Source organism: Streptomyces sp. NBC_01384, from assembly GCF_045040035.1.
Taxonomy (GTDB): domain Bacteria; phylum Actinomycetota; class Actinomycetes; order Streptomycetales; family Streptomycetaceae; genus Streptomyces.
The window spans coordinates 3244280-3260781 of the sequence record NZ_CP109559.1; the positions used below are offsets into that span (position 1 = coordinate 3244280).

Consider the following 16502-nt stretch of genomic DNA (forward strand, 5'->3'; position numbering starts at 1 on the left):
GGATCGTTGGCACCGGGGGTGACCTGGACGTTAACGAGGCGGCAACTGCCGACGCCGATCACCGTACGTGGATCTTGAACCATCCTGAGCGTCCACAGGCCCTCTCCGAACGGCCTGGACGCGGTCACTCGGCGTTCATTTTCCGGGGTAGTGGACCTACTTCCCGGACCGCCCGCCACGCCCCAGGGGCGGTCGCTCCCGCCACAGCTCCAGGCCCATGTCGACCAGCCCGACCCGGTCGAGGGCGGACACCTCGTCGAGGGGGTGCCAGGCCGCCAGGTCCGTGGAGCCGTTCGTCTCGTTGCGCAGCTCGCCGCCGGTGACGCGGGCCTCGTAGACGATACGGAGGGCGTGGAAGTCGGTGGGCGAGCCGAGTCGGCGCGGGTGCGAGCGCAGTGCGGAGTCGACGCCCAGCAGCGCGACCGGCTCGACGGCGTAGCCCGTCTCCTCCTCGACCTCGCGGATGACGGTGTCGTAGGGGTCCTCGCCGTGGTCCATGCCCCCGCCGGGCAGGGTCCATCGCTTGCGTCCGTCGCCCGCCACCCAGCGGGCCAACAGCATCCGCCCGTCCCGCACACATACGGCGTAGGCCGCCACCCTCAACTGCTTCGGCATGCCCAGACGTTACGGCACATCGCCCCCGGCCAGGGAACCTGCGGTAACCGGGCGAAGGCGTCCCGCCACTACGCGCGCACGCGGGAGGCGTGAGCGGGCACCGAGGAGGCGGGGAGTGGTTGACCATGTCCCGTCATTCCCCGCTATGACCGGCGTGACGTATGGCGGAAGTACGCCATGGCTCCATCCCGCCTCGGTCAACTCTCCCCAAACAACTGCCCATTGGGTAAAGCTGAGCGGTCATCCGGGTCCACATACCGGACTGATGTGATCGCGTCCCGTAGGAACGTCGGGACCGGTCACTCCACGCTCGTTCCTTTACCTACAAGGGATGCCGATGACCGACCCTCAGCGCGCTCCGATATCGGGCGCGAGACGCGTGGCCCGCATCGCCGTGGCCGCAGGCCTGGTGGCCGCGCTCTCCGCGGCCGGGCCGATACCCATGGCCTTCTCCGCGGACCACGCACCCGCCACGCCCGACCCGGGCACCAAGTCCGCGAGCGCCAAGCTCGGTTCGGACGACGCGGACCTCCTCGCCGAGGCCGAGGCCGACGGCGCCACTCGGCAGCGTGAAGATCGAGAAGGTCACGCCGTAACACCTACGGCGGTGCGGGGGCGGGCGTCCGGGAGCGGGCGCCCGCCCTTTTTCACGGGCACGTTTCACAGGCACGTTTCATGGGCACGTTTCACGGGCAAGTGAGGGCGCGGGAATCGGGCAGCGCCTTCACGATCCACGCCCGTTCGTCGGCGATGGCCTTCTCCCCCGTGGTCCAGACGGTGGGTGTCGTCGGGTCGTCGTGGACGGCGACGAGCACGTGCTCGCCCTTGTGCGGCCGGGGAGCCACGTCCTCGTCCAGGACGACGACGACCTCGGCCGCCCCCTTGTCCGGCTTGTAGTAGCGCTCCACGTCGAGGGTGATCCGGTTCTCGGTGGTGCCGGGGAGCGGCTCGACGTCGGCGACCGTGCCCTCGACGACGAGCCGGGAGCAGGCGAGATGGTCCCGGGCGCCGAACGAGGCCCCGCCACGCACGCTCCCGCTGTCCGCCGCCTTGGCCCCGCTGCTGTCCGACGCGCCCATCGACGCACCTCCGTTGTGCGCGAGGAGCCAGCCCATGCCGACGATCAGCGCGGCGACGGCGGTCACGGCGAGGGTGCCGAAGGTGACGGCGGCCACGCCGGGGTGCCGACGCCCGGGGGTGCCGGGCGGACGGCGGGAACCGCGGGCCCGGGACGGGGGCGACGACACGGCAGCGGGCCGCGCCGAGCGGCCGGGCGGCGCCGGGTGACCACGGTCCGGCGGGGCCGCGGACGAGTCCTCACTCACGGACCCTTCGCCGGTGTCCGCCGCCGAGACCTCGTCTCCCGCGACCTCGTCTCCCGCGACCTTGTCTCCCGCCAACAGCGCGCCGATCAGACCCAGTTGCTCCCGCAGCAGCGCCACGTCCGCCGTCGCCGAGCGGTGCTCGGCCAGGAACTCGGGATCGTCGCGAACCCCTTCGGGCAGCGGTTCGTCGGTGATCGCGGCCCACAGCGCGTCCACTGCCGCACCGTCCACCGCCGCACCGTCCTCTGCCCCGCCTTCGTATGCGGCCACGTCACACCACCTCGTCCTCGTGCAGGCGGGTGCGCAGGGCGCGGACCGCCGAGTGCAGCCTGCTCTTGACCGTGCCCTCCGGGATGCCGAGCTCCTCGGCTATCCCGCGCACGGACAGATCGGCGTAGAAACGCAGGACCAGGATCTGACGCTGGGGGTCCGGCAGCTCGTCCAGTCCCCGCGCGACGGCGAGCGAGAGCACACTGGAGTCCTCGTCGCCGGGGTGCGCGGACGGCCGCAGTGCGGCGAGCCGCTCACCGAGCCGCTCCTGACGGCGCTTGGCCCGGTGCCAGTCCATCGCCAGGTTCGAGGCGACGACCGCCACCCAGGCGGACACGTCACGGGGCGCCTCGTCCCCCTTCGCCGCGCGTTCCAGCAACCGCAGGCGGACCTGCTGCACCCCGTCCGGCAGGTCCGCCTGTGGTACGCCACCGAGCGCGAGCACCGCCCGCACCCGGCGTTCCTGGGCCGCGTCCAGGGGGTCGTCCACCCCCTGGACGCGGCGTGCCTTTCTGCGCAGCACAGCCACCCCTCCCCTCCCGCGTTTCCTCTACGACGCCGGTGCGGGCCAAAACGTTCGGCCGCACGCCAGGGAGTCGTACGTCACACCGGGCCGGGGCCCGCGAGACGGCCCAGGCCGTACGGTTTGCGGTCCCCGGCGGTCGACGGACGGTTTTCTTTCGGATGCCGAACGGATGCCGAACGGAGGCTCCGTCCCATTCCTCGGGCGGCACGGGGAAAGGATTGGACACGTGGGCACCGGTCAGACGCATGATGGAAGCGCTGGACCACGTAAAACGCACGCAAAGGGAGTCGCTGTGAGGGTCGGAATCGTCGGAGCCACCGGTCAGGTCGGCACAGTCATGCGCAGGATCCTCGTCGAGCGGAAGTTCCCGGTCGAGGAGCTGCGGCTGTTCGCCTCGGCGCGTTCCGCCGGGTCGGTGCTCGACGGTGTGACGGTGGAGGACGCGGCGACGGCGGACTACTCCGGCCTGGACATCGTCCTCTTCTCCGCGGGCGGCGCGACCTCCAAGGCGCTGGCCGAGAAGGTCGCCTCGCAGGGCGCGGTCGTGATCGACAACTCCTCCGCGTGGCGCAAGGACCCCGAGGTCCCCCTGGTGGTCTCCGAGGTGAACCCGCACGCGATCGCCGACCGCCCCAAGGGCATCATCGCCAACCCGAACTGCACGACGATGGCCGCGATGCCGGTCCTGAAGCCGCTGCACGAGGAGGCGGGGATGGAGGCGCTGGTCGTCGCCACCTACCAGGCGGTGTCCGGCTCCGGCCTCGCGGGTGTGGCCGAACTGCACGGCCAGGCGCTCAAGGTCGTCGCCGACGCCGACAAGCTGACCCACGACGGCGGGGCGGTCGACTTCCCCGAGCCGCACGTCTACAAGCGCCCCATCGCCTTCAACGTGCTCCCGCTCGCGGGGTCCATCGTCGACGACGGTCTGCACGAGACGGACGAGGAGCAGAAGCTCCGCAACGAGTCCCGCAAGATCCTGGAGATCCCCGCCCTCAAGGTCTCCGGCACCTGCGTCCGCGTCCCGGTCTTCTCCGGGCACTCCCTCCAGGTGAACGCCCGCTTCGCGCGTCCGATCTCCGTCGAGCGCGCCACCGAGCTGCTCGCCGACGCCCCGGGCGTCGCCCTCTCCGAGATCCCGAACCCGCTCCAGGCCGCCGGCCAGGACGCGTCCTACGTGGGCCGCATCCGCACCGACGAGACCGTCGAGCACGGCCTCGCCCTCTTCATCTCCAACGACAACCTCCGCAAGGGCGCCGCACTGAACGCGGTCCAGATCGCGGAACTGGTGGCGGCGGAACTCCGGGGCTGACGCCCGCGCCGCATGCCCAGGGGGCGGTCACCGTACGGTGACCGCCCTTTCTCACGCCCGCCGCACCTCGTAGAGGAAGCACCCGTACTCCACGGCCCGCACGTGGACCGACGCCACCTCCGGATCGGCGAACGCCTCCGCGAAGGCCTCGTCGAAGGCCTCGTCGAAGGAGTCGGGGTTCTCGTCGGGGTTCTCCACCAGGCGGCCGCCCAGGATGTGGCCCTCGGCGGAGTAGCGGCGGACCGTGCGGTGGGCGCCCGGGAACGGGTAGCCGTACAGGTCGGGGCCCGGGCAGTCGTCGGCGTGGATGAAGACCGGGCCCTGTTCGTCGTACGCGCCCGGGTCGGCGCCCGTTTCGGCGGCCCAACGGCGCAGCGGCGCGTAGGAGACGAGGGCGATGACCTCGTCCGGCTCGCTGCGGCGCAGGCAGCAGCGCAGCGGCGCGCCGCCCTCCTCGTCCGCGAAGGGAACCATCGGACGGTCCGCGTCGTCAGCTGTGCGGAGATCCTTCAGGACTGCCGGGTCGATGGAGCGTGCGGTGTAGGCCGTCATGTCTCCAGGCTCGCACCCGCACGGGCCCGGCTCCGGCGGGAAACGGACATCGCGTCCGTGCAGGTCCCATGGAAGGATGGCGCAACCGTCACATAACGAGGAGATGACCGCGTGCCTGGCACAAACCTGACCCGCGAAGAGGCGCAGCAGCGGGCAAACCTGCTCACCGTTGACTCGTACGAGATCGACCTCGACCTCTCGGGCGCGCAGGAGGGCGGCACCTACCGGTCCGTGACCACGGTGCGCTTCGACTCCGCCGAGACCGGCGCGGAGTCCTTCATCGACCTGGTGGCCCCCACCGTCCACGAGGTGACCCTCAACGGCGATCCCCTCGACCCCGCCGAGGTCTTCAAGGACTCACGGATCGCCCTCCCGGGGCTGCTGGTGGGCCGCAACGTACTGCGCGTCGTCGCGGACTGCGCGTACACCAACACCGGGGAGGGGCTGCACCGCTTCGTCGACCCCGTCGACGAACAGGCCTACCTCTACACCCAGTTCGAGGTCCCGGACGCGCGCCGCGTGTTCGCGAGCTTCGAGCAGCCCGACCTGAAGGCCACCTTCCAGTTCACCGTGAAGGCGCCCACCGGCTGGACCGTGATCTCCAACTCGCCGACGCCCGAGCCCAAGGACGACACCTGGGTCTTCGAGCCGACGCCGCGGATCTCCACGTACATCACCGCGCTGATCGTCGGGCCGTACCACTCCGTCCACAGCGTGTACGAGAAGAACGGGCAGAGCGTGCCGCTCGGCATCTACTGCCGTCCCTCGCTCGCCGAGTTCCTCGACTCGGACGCGATCTTCGAGGTCACCCGGCAGGGCTTCGACTGGTTCCAGGAGAAGTTCGACTACGCGTACCCGTTCAAGAAGTACGATCAGCTCTTCGTGCCGGAGTTCAACGCCGGCGCGATGGAGAACGCGGGTGCCGTCACCATCCGCGACCAGTACGTGTTCCGGTCGAAGGTCACCGACGCCGCGTACGAGGTGCGCGCCGAGACCATCCTGCACGAGCTCGCCCACATGTGGTTCGGCGACCTGGTGACCATGGAGTGGTGGAACGACCTCTGGCTGAACGAGTCGTTCGCGACGTACACCTCCATCGCCTGCCAGGCGTACGGGCCCGGCTCCCGCTGGCCGCACTCCTGGACGACCTTCGCCAACTCCATGAAGACGTGGGCGTACCGGCAGGACCAGCTGCCCTCCACCCACCCGATCATGGCCGAGATCAACGACCTGGACGACGTCCTCGTCAACTTCGACGGCATCACGTACGCCAAGGGCGCCTCCGTCCTCAAGCAGCTCGTCGCGTACGTCGGCATGGACGAGTTCTTCAAGGGCGTGCAGGCGTACTTCAAGCGGCACGCGTACGGCAACACGCGCCTCAGCGATCTGCTGGGCGCCCTGGAGGAGACCTCCGGGCGCGACCTGAAGACCTGGTCGGAGAAATGGCTCCAGACCGCCGGGATCAACATCCTGCGCCCGGAGGTCGAGACCGACGCGGGCGGTGTCATCACCTCCTTCGCGATCCGGCAGGAAGCCCCGGCGCTCCCGGCGGGGGCCAAGGGTGAGCCGACGCTCCGCCCGCACCGCATCGCGATCGGCCTCTACAACCTCGACGACGAGAGCGGCAAGCTGCTGCGCGACCAGCGCGTCGAGCTGGACGTCGACGGCGAGCTGACGGCCGTACCGGAGCTGGTGGGCAAGCGCCGCCCGGCCGTCTTCCTGCTCAACGACGACGACCTGTCGTACGCCAAGGTCCGCCTCGACGAGGACTCGCTCGCCTTCGTCACCGAACACCTCGGCGACTTCGAGTCCTCCCTGCCGCGCGCCCTGTGCTGGGCCTCGGCCTGGGACATGACCCGCGACGGGGAACTCGCCACCCGCGACTACCTGTCCCTCGTCCTGTCGGGCATCGGCAAGGAGTCCGACATCGGTGTCGTGCAGTCGCTGCAGCGCCAGGTGAAGCTGGCGATCGAGCTGTACGCCGACCCCACGGCCCGCGAGGCGCTGCTGACCCGCTGGACGGACGCGACGCTCGCGCATCTGCGCGCGGCCGAGCCCGGCAGCGACCACCAGCTCGCCTGGGCGCGCGCCTTCGCGGCGACCGCCCGTACTCCGGAGCAGCTGGACCTCCTGGAGGGGCTGCTCGAGGGCCGCGAGACCATCGAGGGCCTCGCCGTCGACACCGAGCTGCGCTGGGCGTTCGTGGAGCGGCTCGCGGCGGTCGGGCGCTACGACGACGCGGAGATCGCCGGCGAGGCCGAGCGCGACAAGACGGCGGCCGGTGAGCGGCACGCGGACACAGCCCGTGCCGCGCGTCCCACCGAGGAGGCGAAGGCGGAGGCCTGGTCCGCGGTCATCGAGTCCGACAAGCTGCCGAACGCCGTGCAGGAGGCGGTGATCGGCGGTTTCGTGCAGACCGACCAGCGTGAGCTGCTCGCCCCGTACACGGACAAGTACTTCTCCGTGGTCAAGGACATCTGGGACGCCCGTTCGCACGAGATCGCCCAGCAGATCGTGGTCGGTCTCTACCCGTCGATCCAGGTCTCCGAGGAGACCCTGGCCAAGACGGACGCGTGGCTGGCCTCCGCCGAGCCCAGCCCTGCCCTGCGGCGGCTGATCTCGGAGTCCCGCTCCGGGGTCGAGCGAGCGCTGAAGGCCCAGGCGGCTGACGCGGCGGCGACGTCCTCGTAGTCGCAGTCGCAGTCGCAGTCGCAGTCGTCGCTGGTTGTACGTGATGGGGGGCGCCCGGCATTGTGCCGGGCGCCCTCTTTCGCATGAGGGCGCGGGCGTTCATATGAGGGCGCGGGCGAGGGCGAGCATGGTGCGGGTCTGCAGTTCGGCCTGGTCGGCGACGGGTACCCACCGTATGTCGAACGTGCTCTCCAGCTCACGCGACCAGGCGCCGACGAGCGTGTCCAGCGCCGGTGCGCCGCCCAGGGCCTGGCTCATCATGGCCGCCGCGCGCAGCGGGATGCGCCGGGCGGCGATGCCGAGGGAGACGGAGTTGCCCACGGTGGTGGCGAGGTGGGCGGCGTTCCAGGTGTCCACGACCGCGGAACCGATGTCCATGAGTTCGCGGGCGGCGGTGAAGTGAGCCAGCTCGTCGGGGGTTTCCGGCGGGCTGGGGTCCAACTCCCCCACCACCGACTCCAACTGCTTGGCCCGGTAGAGCAGGACCTCGCAAGCCTCGGCGACCTCGCGGCGCGGCTCGGCCACCGGCCGCGGATCGCAGACGCCCGCCGCGCTCCAGAAGGGTGCCTCGACGACGGCCGACACGGTGCCGTGCCGCATCGCGTAGAGCCAGGTCGCCTGCGAGGTGAAGCCCGAGGGGTCCCGTTCCTCGATCGGGCTCCCGTCCGGCAGGACGAGTACGCCCGGGCCCTCGACCAGCCATCCCATGCCGTCGAACGGCCGGTGTTCCAGGGGGATGCCGAGACCCGCGGCGATCCGCCGGTAGGCGGCCGGCGCCCCGGGCACGGTGCGGGTCAGCTGCAGGAAGGTTCCGCCCACTTCGACGCCGTGCAGCGAGAACTGCACGGCGGGGCGGAGTTCGTCGAGGAGCCGCAGCAGAATCCCGGACTCCGGCATCGACGGGCGCGGGTCGCCCTCGGTGGGCGGGAACTCGGGCTGGGCGGCGAAGGCGGGGCGGTAGAAGCGCCGATAGTACGTCTCGACGGTCGGCGCCACCCCGACCCCGGTGGACACCGCCTCGGTCTCGGTCGACGCCATCCCGACCCCGGTCGACGCCGATCCGGCCCCGGTCGTCCCGGCGGGCGTCGGGGTCATCCAGCGCTCGGCGAGGCTGGCGCCGTCGGGGTCGAGGCAGAGCAGGAAGTGCCAGGTGCAGTCCAGCCCGCCGTCGCCGCCACCCAGTACGCCCGGGTCGCGGGCGAATCGTTCCGCCAGCCGGAGTGACGTGGCCCCGCCCACCGGCTCGTTGGCGTGCGCGCCGGCGACCGTGAGCACGTGCCGCGGGCCATGTCCGGCCGACAGCAGCCACAGCGGCCGGCCGGCACGCGAGGCCCCGACGTCACGCAGCCGCAGTACGCCGGGCCGTGCCGCCACCATCGCGCGAGCGCGTCGCAGCAGCTCGTCAAGGGTGGGATACGGGGTTCCCCGCATGCCGGGCCCCCGGTCAGGTGCCGTTCGCGTTGCTGTCGCCGGTGATCTCCCTCTTGCCCAGCGGACGGATCACACACTTGGTGGGCACGCCAACTCCTCTTCCACACCGGGATGTTGAGCTTGACGGCGCGATCGCCGACCGCGTCCCGTCAAGGCTCGACTCGGGGCACCAGAGTGTCAAGGCATGTCGCTGTAACGGGAAGGGGTCCTGGTGACGGTGGCACATGCCGGGCCCAGCCCGGGAACATCCCGCCGGTGACGTCGACAAAGGTGCCGGTGATGCCGCCCGCATGGTCGGAGGCGAGGAAGGCGGAGGAAGGCGGAGGTGGCGGCGTACACGGAGCTACGCCCCTTCCGGCCGCCCCGCGCCGCCAACAGCTTCCCGCAACTGCGGCACACGACGTCGACGGCCACGGGGACCTCCGGGAGATACGTCACGCGGGGATGACGTGGCGTTGACGCCTCGCGGCTTGAGCTGCCCGAACACCGTCGCCCCGAACGCCAGCGCCATCCCCGCCACCTGCACCGGCGTCAGCGCCTGCCCCAGCGCCGCCCAGCCGATGACGGCCGCGGTCAGCGGTGACAGCGGGCCGAGGAAGGTGACCTGCATGGCGCTCAGCCGGCCGATGCCACGGAACCAGAGCCAGTACGCGACCGCCGTGTTCGCCAGCGCGAGGTAGAGGTACCCACCGAGCGCCCGGCCGTCCAGCGCGGGCGGCGCGCCCTCCACGAAGAGGGCGACCGGGGCGATGAGCAGTCCGCCGGCCGTCAGCTGCCAGGCGGTGAGCGCCAGCGGACCGGCCCCGTCCGGGCGCCCCCACCGCTTGGTGAGCACCGTGCCGGTGGACATCGACGCGGTCGCGGCGAGCGCCGCGAGGACACCCACCGGGTCCAGCGCGCCCGCCGCCTTCAGGACGACGAGGCTGACACCGAGGGCGGCGGCGATACCGGTGAGGAGCGTCCGCGGGGTCGGGCGGTCGCCGAGCAGCAGGGCCGCGAGGCCCGCGACGAACAGCGGCCCGACCGAGCCGACGACCGCCGCCATGCCACCGGGCAGCCGGTACGCGGAGAGGAACAGAAGCGGGAAGAACGCGCCGATGTTCAGCGCGCCCAGAGTCGCCGCCTTCCACCACCAGGCGCCGCGCGGCAGCACCCGCGCCGACGCGAGGAGCAGCAGTCCCGCGGGCAGGGCGCGTAGCACCGCCGTGAACAGGGGCCGGTCGGCTGGCAGGAACTCGGTGGTGACGGCATAGGTGCTGCCCCAGGAGATGGGGGCCAGCGCGGTGAGGGCTATGAGGGCGGGGCGGTTCGCGTTCGCGGCCATGGGGCACCCGATTCGGAGTAGGTCAGCGGAAAGTAGCTTAGCCCTAAGTAACTTCCGATAAAGCCACTTCCACCTAATCTACTTTCCTGCGAGCTACTTTCTTGCGAGCAACCGACCCCCGGCGGATACTCGGCCTCATGAAGACGCCCCAAGACCCCGTCGACGCGATCATCGAGCAGTGGGCCACCGTCCGGCCGGACCTCGACACCGCCGCGATGGAGGTCTTCGGGCGGATCTTCCGCCTCGGGCGGGCGATGGGCGACCGGATGGAGAAGGCGTACGCGCGGTTCGGGATCTCGCGCGGGGAGTTCGACGTACTGGCGACCCTGCGCCGCTCGAACGCCCCGTACACCCTCTCGCCCCGGCAGCTCTCGGCGACGCTCATGCTCACCACCGGCGGGATGACCGGGCGCCTGGACAAACTGGAGCGCGCGGGGCTGCTGCGGCGCTCGCCCGACCCGCACGACCGGCGCGGGCTCCATGTCACGCTCACCGACAAGGGGCTGCGGCTCATCGACGAGGCCGTCGGCGCGGGGCTCGCCGTCCAGACGGAGGCCCTGGCCCATCTCGACGAGGAACAGGCCGGCCAACTGGCCGAGCTGTTGCGCGAGTTGCTGGTCGGCACGGGCGCGTAGGCCCCGGGGGGGCACAGCGGGCCCTCAGCTCGCGGTGGCGACCTGGCTCGCCTTGACGTGTATCACGGCGAGCCGGCCCAGGACCTGTGCCGGCGCCATCAGCCGCAGCGAGGCGGTCCAGACGGCGGAACCGGTGATCAGGTTGTCGCGGATGAACCGCGCCACGCCGCCGGAGCCGCCGGGAGTGACCCAGTACTCGAATCCGGCGCGCAAGGCCATGCCGACGATCCACAGGAGCGCGGCGAGTGCCCGGTGATCTCCCTGAGCCGCCCCCGAGAACACCCCCGACAGCCGTCGGCCACTCCCTAGTCGCCCACCGCCGCCGTCACCGCCGCCGCGACCGCCGCCGCGTCGGGGGACTCGGCGGCCCAGGCCACGTATCCGTCAGGCCGCACGAGCAGCGTCGTACGCCGGTCGCTCGCCCAGCTCTCCACGGTGAGGCGGTCCTTGCGGTCGCCCAGGGCACCCAGGGCACCCATCGTGGCGTGGCTGGCGCCGACGGTGCAGCGGTATCTCACGGCGCCGCACCCGTAGAGGCCCCGATAAAGAAGCCCCGAAAACGCGTCGAGGGAGTCCACGCACCCGGTGGGTACGCGGACTCCCTCGATCGAGAAGGATCAGATTCAGACCTCGGCCAGAAGCCGAAGCTCCAGGAAGCGAGCCGGAATCGGATCAGCTCTGCTTCGGCTGCTTGTGGGACTTGTCCAGGACCATCACGAGACCCGCGATGACCAGGAACAGGACGATCGGCGTCACGACGTAGAGGCCGAGCGTTTCGATCACGCTCAGGCCCTTGCCGGGGTCGTCACCATCGTCGCGGGTCAGCGCGAGCGCGGGGGACGACATGAGCAGCATCATCAGCGTCGTACCGGAAGCCAGGGCGCCGGCGCGCAGGGCGTTCTTCTTGTCCACGGTGTAAACGTAGCGAACACCTGAATGGGTCGCGCGCCCGGGGTGCCGTACGGAGGCCTCACGCCCCGCCCGCACCCCCGGCGTCACCCCGTCCGCACCCCCGGCGTCACCCCCGCCGTGGCTCCCACCCGTCACCCCTGCCCTTACTCCCGCCGCGGTCCCCGCCATCCTTCCCGCCGCGGTCCCCGCCATAGCTCCCGCCACGGTTCCCGGAACGCACCCGCAACACATCGATCAGCGCGTACAGCCGCGGCGAGGCGGCCAGCTCCTCCAGCGTCACCGGGCGGCCGTCCGCGTCCGCGATGGGCAGCCGCCAGTTCGGATACTGGTCCCAGGTGCCGGGCAGGTTCTGCGGGCGCCGGTCGCCGACCGCGTCCGGGAGCCAGACGCCGATCATGCGGGCCGGGGTGCGCAGCAGGAACCGGTGCACGGCCTGGATCTCCGCCTCCTCCGACACGGCAAAGCCGCCGCCGCCCGCGCCGTGCAGCAGCCCGAGCCGGGCGAGCAGCGCCAGCCACTCCCGCATCTCCGCCGCGGCGGCGGCCCGTTCCTCCGCCAGAGAGCCGGTCAACAGGCCGAGCCGGTCGCGGAGTTCGACGTGGTCGCCGGTGAGCCGGGAGGCGGTGGGCGGCAGGTCGTGGGTGGTGGCGGTGGCGAGGCAGTCGGCGCGCCACCGCTCGGGGGGCAGGGGTTGTCCGTCGCCGTCCCAGTCGCGTTCGAACCACAGCACCGAGGTGCCGAGCACCCCGCGCTCGTGCAGCGCCTCGCGCACCCCGGGTTCGACGGTGCCCAGGTCCTCGCCGATCACCAGCGCCCCGGCCCGCGAGGCCTCCAGCGTCAGGATCGCGAGCATCGCCTCGGCGTCGTAGCGGACGTACGTACCCTCCGTGGGCGGCTGTCCCTGCGGGATCCACCAGAGCCGGAACAGCCCCATGACGTGGTCGATGCGCAGGGCGCCCGCGTATCGGAAGAGGGCGCGCAGGAGGCGGCGGTAGGGGGCGTAGCCCGAGGCGGCCAGCCGGTCCGGGCGCCAGGGCGGCAGGCCCCAGTCCTGGCCGCGCGCGTTGAAGGCGTCCGGGGGCGCGCCGACCGACATGCCCGCCGCGAAGTACTCCTGCTGCGCCCAGGCGTCCGCCCCGCCCGGATGCACCCCGACCGCGAGGTCGTGCACGAGCCCCACCGCCATCCCCGCGTCGCGCGCGGATCGCTGCGCCGTGGCGAGCTGGGCGTCGGTGAGCCAGGCGAGACGGCTGTGGAAGTCGACCCGGTCCATCAACTCGCCGCGGGCGCGGGCGGTTTCGGGCGAGCGGGGGTTACGCAGGCCCGCGGGCCACTTCTGCCACTCCGGGCCGTACACCTCGGCGAGCGCGCACCAGGTGACGTGGTCCTCCAGCGCCTCGCCCTGCTCGGCGAGGAAGTCGACGTACGCGGCCCGCCGGCCGGGCCCGAGCGGCACCTCGCGGACCAGTTCCAGTGCCTCGCGCTTGAGCTCCCACACGGCGTCGCGGTCGATCAACGCGCCCTTGTGCAGCACGGATGCGCGCAGCCGCTCGGCGCGCTCCAGCAGTGCCCGCACCCGGTCGGGGTCGTCGACGTAGGCGAACTCGGGGATGTCCTCGACCCGCAGATGCACCGGGTCGGGGAAGCGCCGGGAGGAGGGCCGGTACGGGGAGGGGTCGGTGGGGGCGCCGGGTACGGCCGCGTGCAAGGGGTTGACCTGCACGAATCCGGCGCCGAGCGCCCTGCCCGCCCAGGCGGTCAGTTCGGCGAGATCGCCGAGGTCGCCCATGCCCCAGGAGCGCTGGGAGAGGAGGGAGTAGAGCTGGACGAGGAGTCCGTACGTGCGTCCGGGCGGCGCGGGCAGCCGGGCGGGGGCGACGACGAGGTGGGCGTCGGCGGTGCGGCCGTCGGGCGCGGTGGCGTGCAACGCGTGGACGCCGGGCGGGAGTTGCTCGGCGGCGGCGCGGGTCTGGCCCTGTTCGGTGGTGATACGCAGCCGGGTGCCGGCCGGCAGGGCCGCGAGGGCGGCGGGTGGGCGGTCGCCCCAGCACACCACCGTCGGCGGCAGCAACCGCTCCCGCGTCTGGGCCTCCCGGGCCGCGAGGGCCGCGCGGACGGCGTCCGGGGTGCTCGCGTCGACGCCGAGCGCCGCCAGGGCCGCGACGACCGCGGTCTCCGTGGCCGCGACCGTACGGTCCGGGGACGGGCTGTAGGAGGTGGCGACGCCGTGCAGTTCGGCGAGCCGCGACAGGGGTGAAGCCGAGTCCCGGGGGTCGGCGGACGGAGGGTCGACGGACGGAGGGTCGACGGACGGGGAAGGCGCCATCTATACCCCCGAGACGTCCGCTGCGGCGCCGGTGGAGAGGGGCTCGCTGGTCAGGTGCGCGGCGTTGGCCAGCGGCGGCTCGCTGGTCAGCGGCTCGGCGTCGGGGAGGGGAGGTTCGCTGGTCAGCGGCGGTTCGGCGGAGGCGCCCTCGGCACTTAAGACGCACACATGGGGCTCGGCGGAGGACTCCGCCGGGCGTTTGGAGAGGGCCGGGAGCAGAAGGTGTGCCGATGCGGCCACAGGGGCCTCCTTGTCGTCGTACGGCTGGAAGCGGGATATCGCAGCTCTACCCAACGGGCGCCATGGCAGACGTACACGGACGAACAACGTGCTTCCGGTCACATTCCGTTCCCCTGGTCCCCGTCCCTCGGCGGCAGGATGTCGGCGGCCTGGAGAACTTTTCGGCGACCACTATTCATTCAGTACATATATTGAGTACATACTGATCCCCATGAGCACCCGTCACATCCTGTTGGGGCTGCTCGCCGGAGGTCCCAGTCATGGCTACGACCTCAAGCGACGCCACGACGAACGCTTCCCGCAGGCCCGCCCGCTGGCCTACGGGCAGGTCTACACGACCCTGCAGCGCCTGCTCCGCGACGGTCTCGCCGAGGTCGAGGGGACCGACTCGGACGGCGGTCCGGAGCGGACGATGTACCGCTCCACCGACGACGGGGCCCATGAACTGGCCCGGTGGGCCGGGGAGATCACCCCACCGGCGCCCTTCGTGGCCAACGAGATCTTCGCCAAGGTCGTCGTCGGGATCCTCGCCTCGACGGACGCCGCCGGCTATCTGCGGGCACAGCGCGCCGCGCACATGGCACGGATGCGCGAGTTGACCGCGGTCAAGACGGCCCCCGGCGCCGATCTCGCGACCGTACTTTCCGCCGACTACGCCCTCACCCACCTCGACGCCGATCTCCGCTGGATGGACACCACCGCGGCCCGGCTCACGACTCTGACCGCGGAGGTCGACGCCGCATGAGCAGCAGTACGGGCAGGAGTGCGAGCAGCAGTACGGGCAAGAGTGCGGGCAGGAGTACGAGCGGCAGCTTGGGCCGGCCACTTCTGGCAGCCCGGGACCTCGTCAAGTCGCACGGCGTCACCCTGGCGCTGCGCGGCGCCTCACTGGAACTGCGCACCGGCGAGATCCTGGCCGTCACCGGGGCCAGCGGCAGCGGGAAGTCCACGCTGCTGCACTGCCTGGCGGGGATCGTCCGGCCCGACGAGGGCACGGTGGAGTATGCCGGTGAGCGCCTCGACCGGCTCCCCGAGAGACGGCTCAGCGAGCTGCGCCGCACCGACTTCGGGGTGGTCTTCCAGTTCGGGCAGCTGATCCCGGAGCTGACCGCGCTCGACAACGTGGCGCTGCCGCTGCTGCTCGCGGGCACCGCGCGTACCGCGGCGCAGGAGCGGGCCGGTGAGTGGCTGGAGCGGTTCGGCGTACGGGGGCAGGAGTCGCTGCGGCCCGGCGAGATGAGCGGCGGCCAGGCCCAGCGGGTCTCGCTGGCGCGGGCCCTCGTGACCGGTCCGAAGGTGGTCTTCGCGGACGAGCCGACGGGCGCGCTCGACTCGCTCGCCGGCGAGCAGGTCATGACCGCGCTGGCGCAGCACGCCGAGAAGGCCGGCCCGCGCAATGACTTCACCAAGCTTTCCCCAAGTCGGCGCATAGCGGTTGTTAGGTAAGGCTTACCTAGCCTAGGTTTCGTGCGCACCCCGCACAGCTGACCGGAGTCCCCATGTCCAGCACGAACATCGCCCTGCTCGGCGCCATCGCAGGCTTCACCATCTATCTCGGCCTCCCCGTCGGCCGCCTGCGCAGGCCCACGCCGCGGCTCAAAGCCGGCCTGAACGCCATGGCCATCGGCATCCTCACCTTCCTGGTATGGGACGTGCTGACCCACGCGTGGGAGCCGATCGACGAGGCGCTGAGCAAGCACGAGTGGGGAACGGTCGCCTCCGGGGGCAGCACCCTGGCCGTGGGCCTGACGATCGGGCTGGCCGGGCTCGTGCACTACGACGGCTGGATCGCCCGCCGCCGCAAGACCCCCGACGCACATCCCGCGGGGCCCGGTGCCGCCTCCACCGCCGAGCTGGCGCCGAAGATCCGCAGCCAGGCGGGCTCGCTCGCGCTGATGATCGCCACCGGCATCGGCCTGCACAACTTCGCCGAGGGCCTGGCCATCGGCAACTCCGCCGCCCAGGGCGAGCTCTCCCTCGCCGTCCTGCTGATCATCGGCTTCGGCCTGCACAACGCCACCGAGGGCTTCGGCATCGTCGCTCCACTGGCCGCCGAAGGCGAGCGCCCGTCCTGGCTCACCCTGCTGTGGCTCGGCCTGATCGGCGGCGGTCCCACCTTCCTCGGCACGGTCATCGGCCAGCACCTGGTCAACGACACCCTGTCGATCGCGTTCCTCGGCCTCGCCGCCGGGTCGATCCTCTACGTCGTCATCGAACTGCTGGCCGTCGCCCGCAGGACCGGGCTGAAGACGCTCACCACCTGGTGCATCCTGTTCGGCCTCCTGCTCGGCTTCGCCACGGACGCCGTCGTCACGGCCGCGGGCGCCTGACTCCACCGCATCAGCC

At 71.7% G+C, this 16502-nt stretch carries 18 protein-coding genes; 7 read left to right on the forward strand and 11 right to left on the reverse strand.

Going from position 1 to position 16502, the window contains the following annotated elements; all coding sequences use genetic code 11:
- Nucleotides 1-156 precede the first annotated feature (156 nt).
- On the reverse strand, nucleotides 157-615 hold the full coding sequence (locus OG747_RS14710; RefSeq protein ID WP_405879770.1) for an NUDIX hydrolase: 459 nt from the start codon (nucleotides 613-615) through the stop codon (nucleotides 157-159).
- A 337-nt stretch (nucleotides 616-952) separates the two neighbouring features.
- On the opposite strand from OG747_RS14710, the gene OG747_RS14715 reads away from it, so the two are divergent.
- Nucleotides 953-1315, forward strand: a complete 363-nt coding sequence (locus OG747_RS14715) for a hypothetical protein (RefSeq protein ID WP_405879771.1) — start codon at nucleotides 953-955, stop codon at nucleotides 1313-1315.
- Here OG747_RS14715 and OG747_RS14720 read toward each other — a convergent pair.
- Nucleotides 1302-2210, reverse strand: a complete 909-nt coding sequence (locus tag OG747_RS14720; protein ID WP_405879772.1) for a hypothetical protein — start codon at nucleotides 2208-2210, stop codon at nucleotides 1302-1304. The genes OG747_RS14715 and OG747_RS14720 overlap by 14 nt on opposite strands.
- A 1-nt stretch (nucleotide 2211) precedes the next feature.
- A complete protein-coding gene (locus OG747_RS14725; protein WP_405879773.1) occupies nucleotides 2212-2739 on the reverse strand; it encodes an RNA polymerase sigma factor in 528 nt (175 codons plus the stop codon).
- 289 nt (nucleotides 2740-3028) lie between these two features.
- Between OG747_RS14725 and OG747_RS14730 the strand changes: the two genes are divergently transcribed.
- Nucleotides 3029-4045, forward strand: a complete 1017-nt coding sequence (locus OG747_RS14730) for an aspartate-semialdehyde dehydrogenase (protein WP_405879774.1) — start codon at nucleotides 3029-3031, stop codon at nucleotides 4043-4045.
- A 51-nt stretch (nucleotides 4046-4096) separates the two neighbouring features.
- Here OG747_RS14730 and OG747_RS14735 read toward each other — a convergent pair whose 3' ends face one another.
- Nucleotides 4097-4597 carry a DUF1203 domain-containing protein gene (locus tag OG747_RS14735; protein ID WP_405879775.1) on the reverse strand — a complete coding sequence of 167 codons (501 nt, stop codon included), beginning with the start codon at nucleotides 4595-4597 and terminating at the stop codon, nucleotides 4097-4099.
- A gap of 111 nt (nucleotides 4598-4708) precedes the next feature.
- Here OG747_RS14735 and pepN point away from each other — a divergent pair, with 111 nt between their 5' ends.
- Entirely contained in the window at nucleotides 4709-7288 is a 2580-nt protein-coding gene (pepN, locus tag OG747_RS14740; RefSeq protein ID WP_405879776.1) for an aminopeptidase N, read from the forward strand.
- Between the two features lie 99 nt (nucleotides 7289-7387).
- Here pepN and OG747_RS14745 read toward each other — a convergent pair whose 3' ends face one another.
- The gene (locus OG747_RS14745) at nucleotides 7388-8719 is read right to left on the reverse strand and encodes a M14 family zinc carboxypeptidase (RefSeq protein WP_405879778.1); all 1332 of its coding nucleotides are present in this window, start codon (nucleotides 8717-8719) and stop codon (nucleotides 7388-7390) included.
- A 343-nt stretch (nucleotides 8720-9062) separates the two neighbouring features.
- Nucleotides 9063-10043: an EamA family transporter gene (locus OG747_RS14750; RefSeq protein ID WP_405879779.1), complete on the reverse strand. Its 981-nt coding sequence runs from the start codon at nucleotides 10041-10043 to the stop codon at nucleotides 9063-9065.
- Nucleotides 10044-10180: 137 nt separating this feature from the next.
- On the opposite strand from OG747_RS14750, the gene OG747_RS14755 reads away from it, so the two are divergent.
- Entirely contained in the window at nucleotides 10181-10678 is a 498-nt protein-coding gene (locus tag OG747_RS14755) for a MarR family winged helix-turn-helix transcriptional regulator (protein WP_405879780.1), read from the forward strand.
- A 24-nt stretch (nucleotides 10679-10702) separates the two neighbouring features.
- On the opposite strand, the gene OG747_RS14760 is transcribed toward OG747_RS14755, so the two are convergent.
- The 5 genes from OG747_RS14760 to OG747_RS14780 all read right to left on the reverse strand — a co-directional run bounded on the left by OG747_RS14760 (nucleotide 10703) and on the right by OG747_RS14780 (nucleotide 14156).
- Entirely contained in the window at nucleotides 10703-10897 is a 195-nt protein-coding gene (locus OG747_RS14760; RefSeq protein WP_405879781.1) for a hypothetical protein, read from the reverse strand.
- An 86-nt stretch (nucleotides 10898-10983) separates the two neighbouring features.
- Nucleotides 10984-11196 carry a hypothetical protein gene (locus tag OG747_RS14765; protein ID WP_405879782.1) on the reverse strand — a complete coding sequence of 71 codons (213 nt, stop codon included), beginning with the start codon at nucleotides 11194-11196 and terminating at the stop codon, nucleotides 10984-10986.
- 154 nt (nucleotides 11197-11350) lie between these two features.
- Complete coding sequence (locus OG747_RS14770; protein ID WP_405879783.1) at nucleotides 11351-11590, reverse strand: hypothetical protein; 240 nt, start codon at nucleotides 11588-11590, stop codon at nucleotides 11351-11353.
- Between the two features lie 106 nt (nucleotides 11591-11696).
- Nucleotides 11697-13916, reverse strand: coding sequence for a 4-alpha-glucanotransferase (gene malQ / locus OG747_RS14775; protein WP_405879784.1), 2220 nt, complete (start codon nucleotides 13914-13916; stop codon nucleotides 11697-11699).
- A complete protein-coding gene (locus OG747_RS14780; RefSeq protein ID WP_405879785.1) occupies nucleotides 13917-14156 on the reverse strand; it encodes a hypothetical protein in 240 nt (79 codons plus the stop codon).
- Nucleotides 14157-14367: 211 nt separating this feature from the next.
- Between OG747_RS14780 and OG747_RS14785 the strand changes: the two genes are divergently transcribed.
- Genes OG747_RS14785 through OG747_RS14795 form a run of 3 tightly spaced genes read left to right on the forward strand, consistent with a single transcriptional unit; the run spans nucleotide 14368 to nucleotide 16486 of the window.
- Nucleotides 14368-14901, forward strand: a complete 534-nt coding sequence (locus OG747_RS14785; RefSeq protein ID WP_405879786.1) for a PadR family transcriptional regulator — start codon at nucleotides 14368-14370, stop codon at nucleotides 14899-14901.
- Nucleotides 14898-15602 carry an ABC transporter ATP-binding protein gene (locus OG747_RS14790; protein WP_405879787.1) on the forward strand — a complete coding sequence of 235 codons (705 nt, stop codon included), beginning with the start codon at nucleotides 14898-14900 and terminating at the stop codon, nucleotides 15600-15602. Before OG747_RS14785 ends, OG747_RS14790 begins: the two co-directional genes overlap by 4 nt.
- 53 nt (nucleotides 15603-15655) lie before the next feature.
- The gene (locus OG747_RS14795; RefSeq protein WP_405879788.1) at nucleotides 15656-16486 is read left to right on the forward strand and encodes a ZIP family metal transporter; all 831 of its coding nucleotides are present in this window, start codon (nucleotides 15656-15658) and stop codon (nucleotides 16484-16486) included.
- Nucleotides 16487-16502 lie beyond the last annotated feature (16 nt).

Bases quoted from the DNA above. Each gene is read 5' to 3' on its own strand.
- OG747_RS14760 (WP_405879781.1), bottom strand. From the start codon at position 10,897: ATGGCCTTGCGCGCCGGATTCGAGTACTGGGTCACTCCCGGCGGCTCC.
- OG747_RS14715 (WP_405879771.1), top strand. From the start codon at position 953: ATGACCGACCCTCAGCGCGCTCCGATATCGGGCGCGAGACGCGTGGCC.
- OG747_RS14750 (WP_405879779.1), bottom strand. From the start codon at position 10,043: ATGGCCGCGAACGCGAACCGCCCCGCCCTCATAGCCCTCACCGCGCTG.
- OG747_RS14785 (WP_405879786.1), top strand. From the start codon at position 14,368: ATGAGCACCCGTCACATCCTGTTGGGGCTGCTCGCCGGAGGTCCCAGT.
- OG747_RS14790 (WP_405879787.1), top strand. From the start codon at position 14,898: ATGAGCAGCAGTACGGGCAGGAGTGCGAGCAGCAGTACGGGCAAGAGT.
- OG747_RS14735 (WP_405879775.1), bottom strand. From the start codon at position 4,597: ATGACGGCCTACACCGCACGCTCCATCGACCCGGCAGTCCTGAAGGAT.
- OG747_RS14710 (WP_405879770.1), bottom strand. From the start codon at position 615: ATGCCGAAGCAGTTGAGGGTGGCGGCCTACGCCGTATGTGTGCGGGAC.
- malQ (WP_405879784.1), bottom strand. From the start codon at position 13,916: ATGGCGCCTTCCCCGTCCGTCGACCCTCCGTCCGTCGACCCTCCGTCC.
- OG747_RS14795 (WP_405879788.1), top strand. From the start codon at position 15,656: ATGTCCAGCACGAACATCGCCCTGCTCGGCGCCATCGCAGGCTTCACC.
- OG747_RS14745 (WP_405879778.1), bottom strand. From the start codon at position 8,719: ATGCGGGGAACCCCGTATCCCACCCTTGACGAGCTGCTGCGACGCGCT.
- OG747_RS14755 (WP_405879780.1), top strand. From the start codon at position 10,181: ATGAAGACGCCCCAAGACCCCGTCGACGCGATCATCGAGCAGTGGGCC.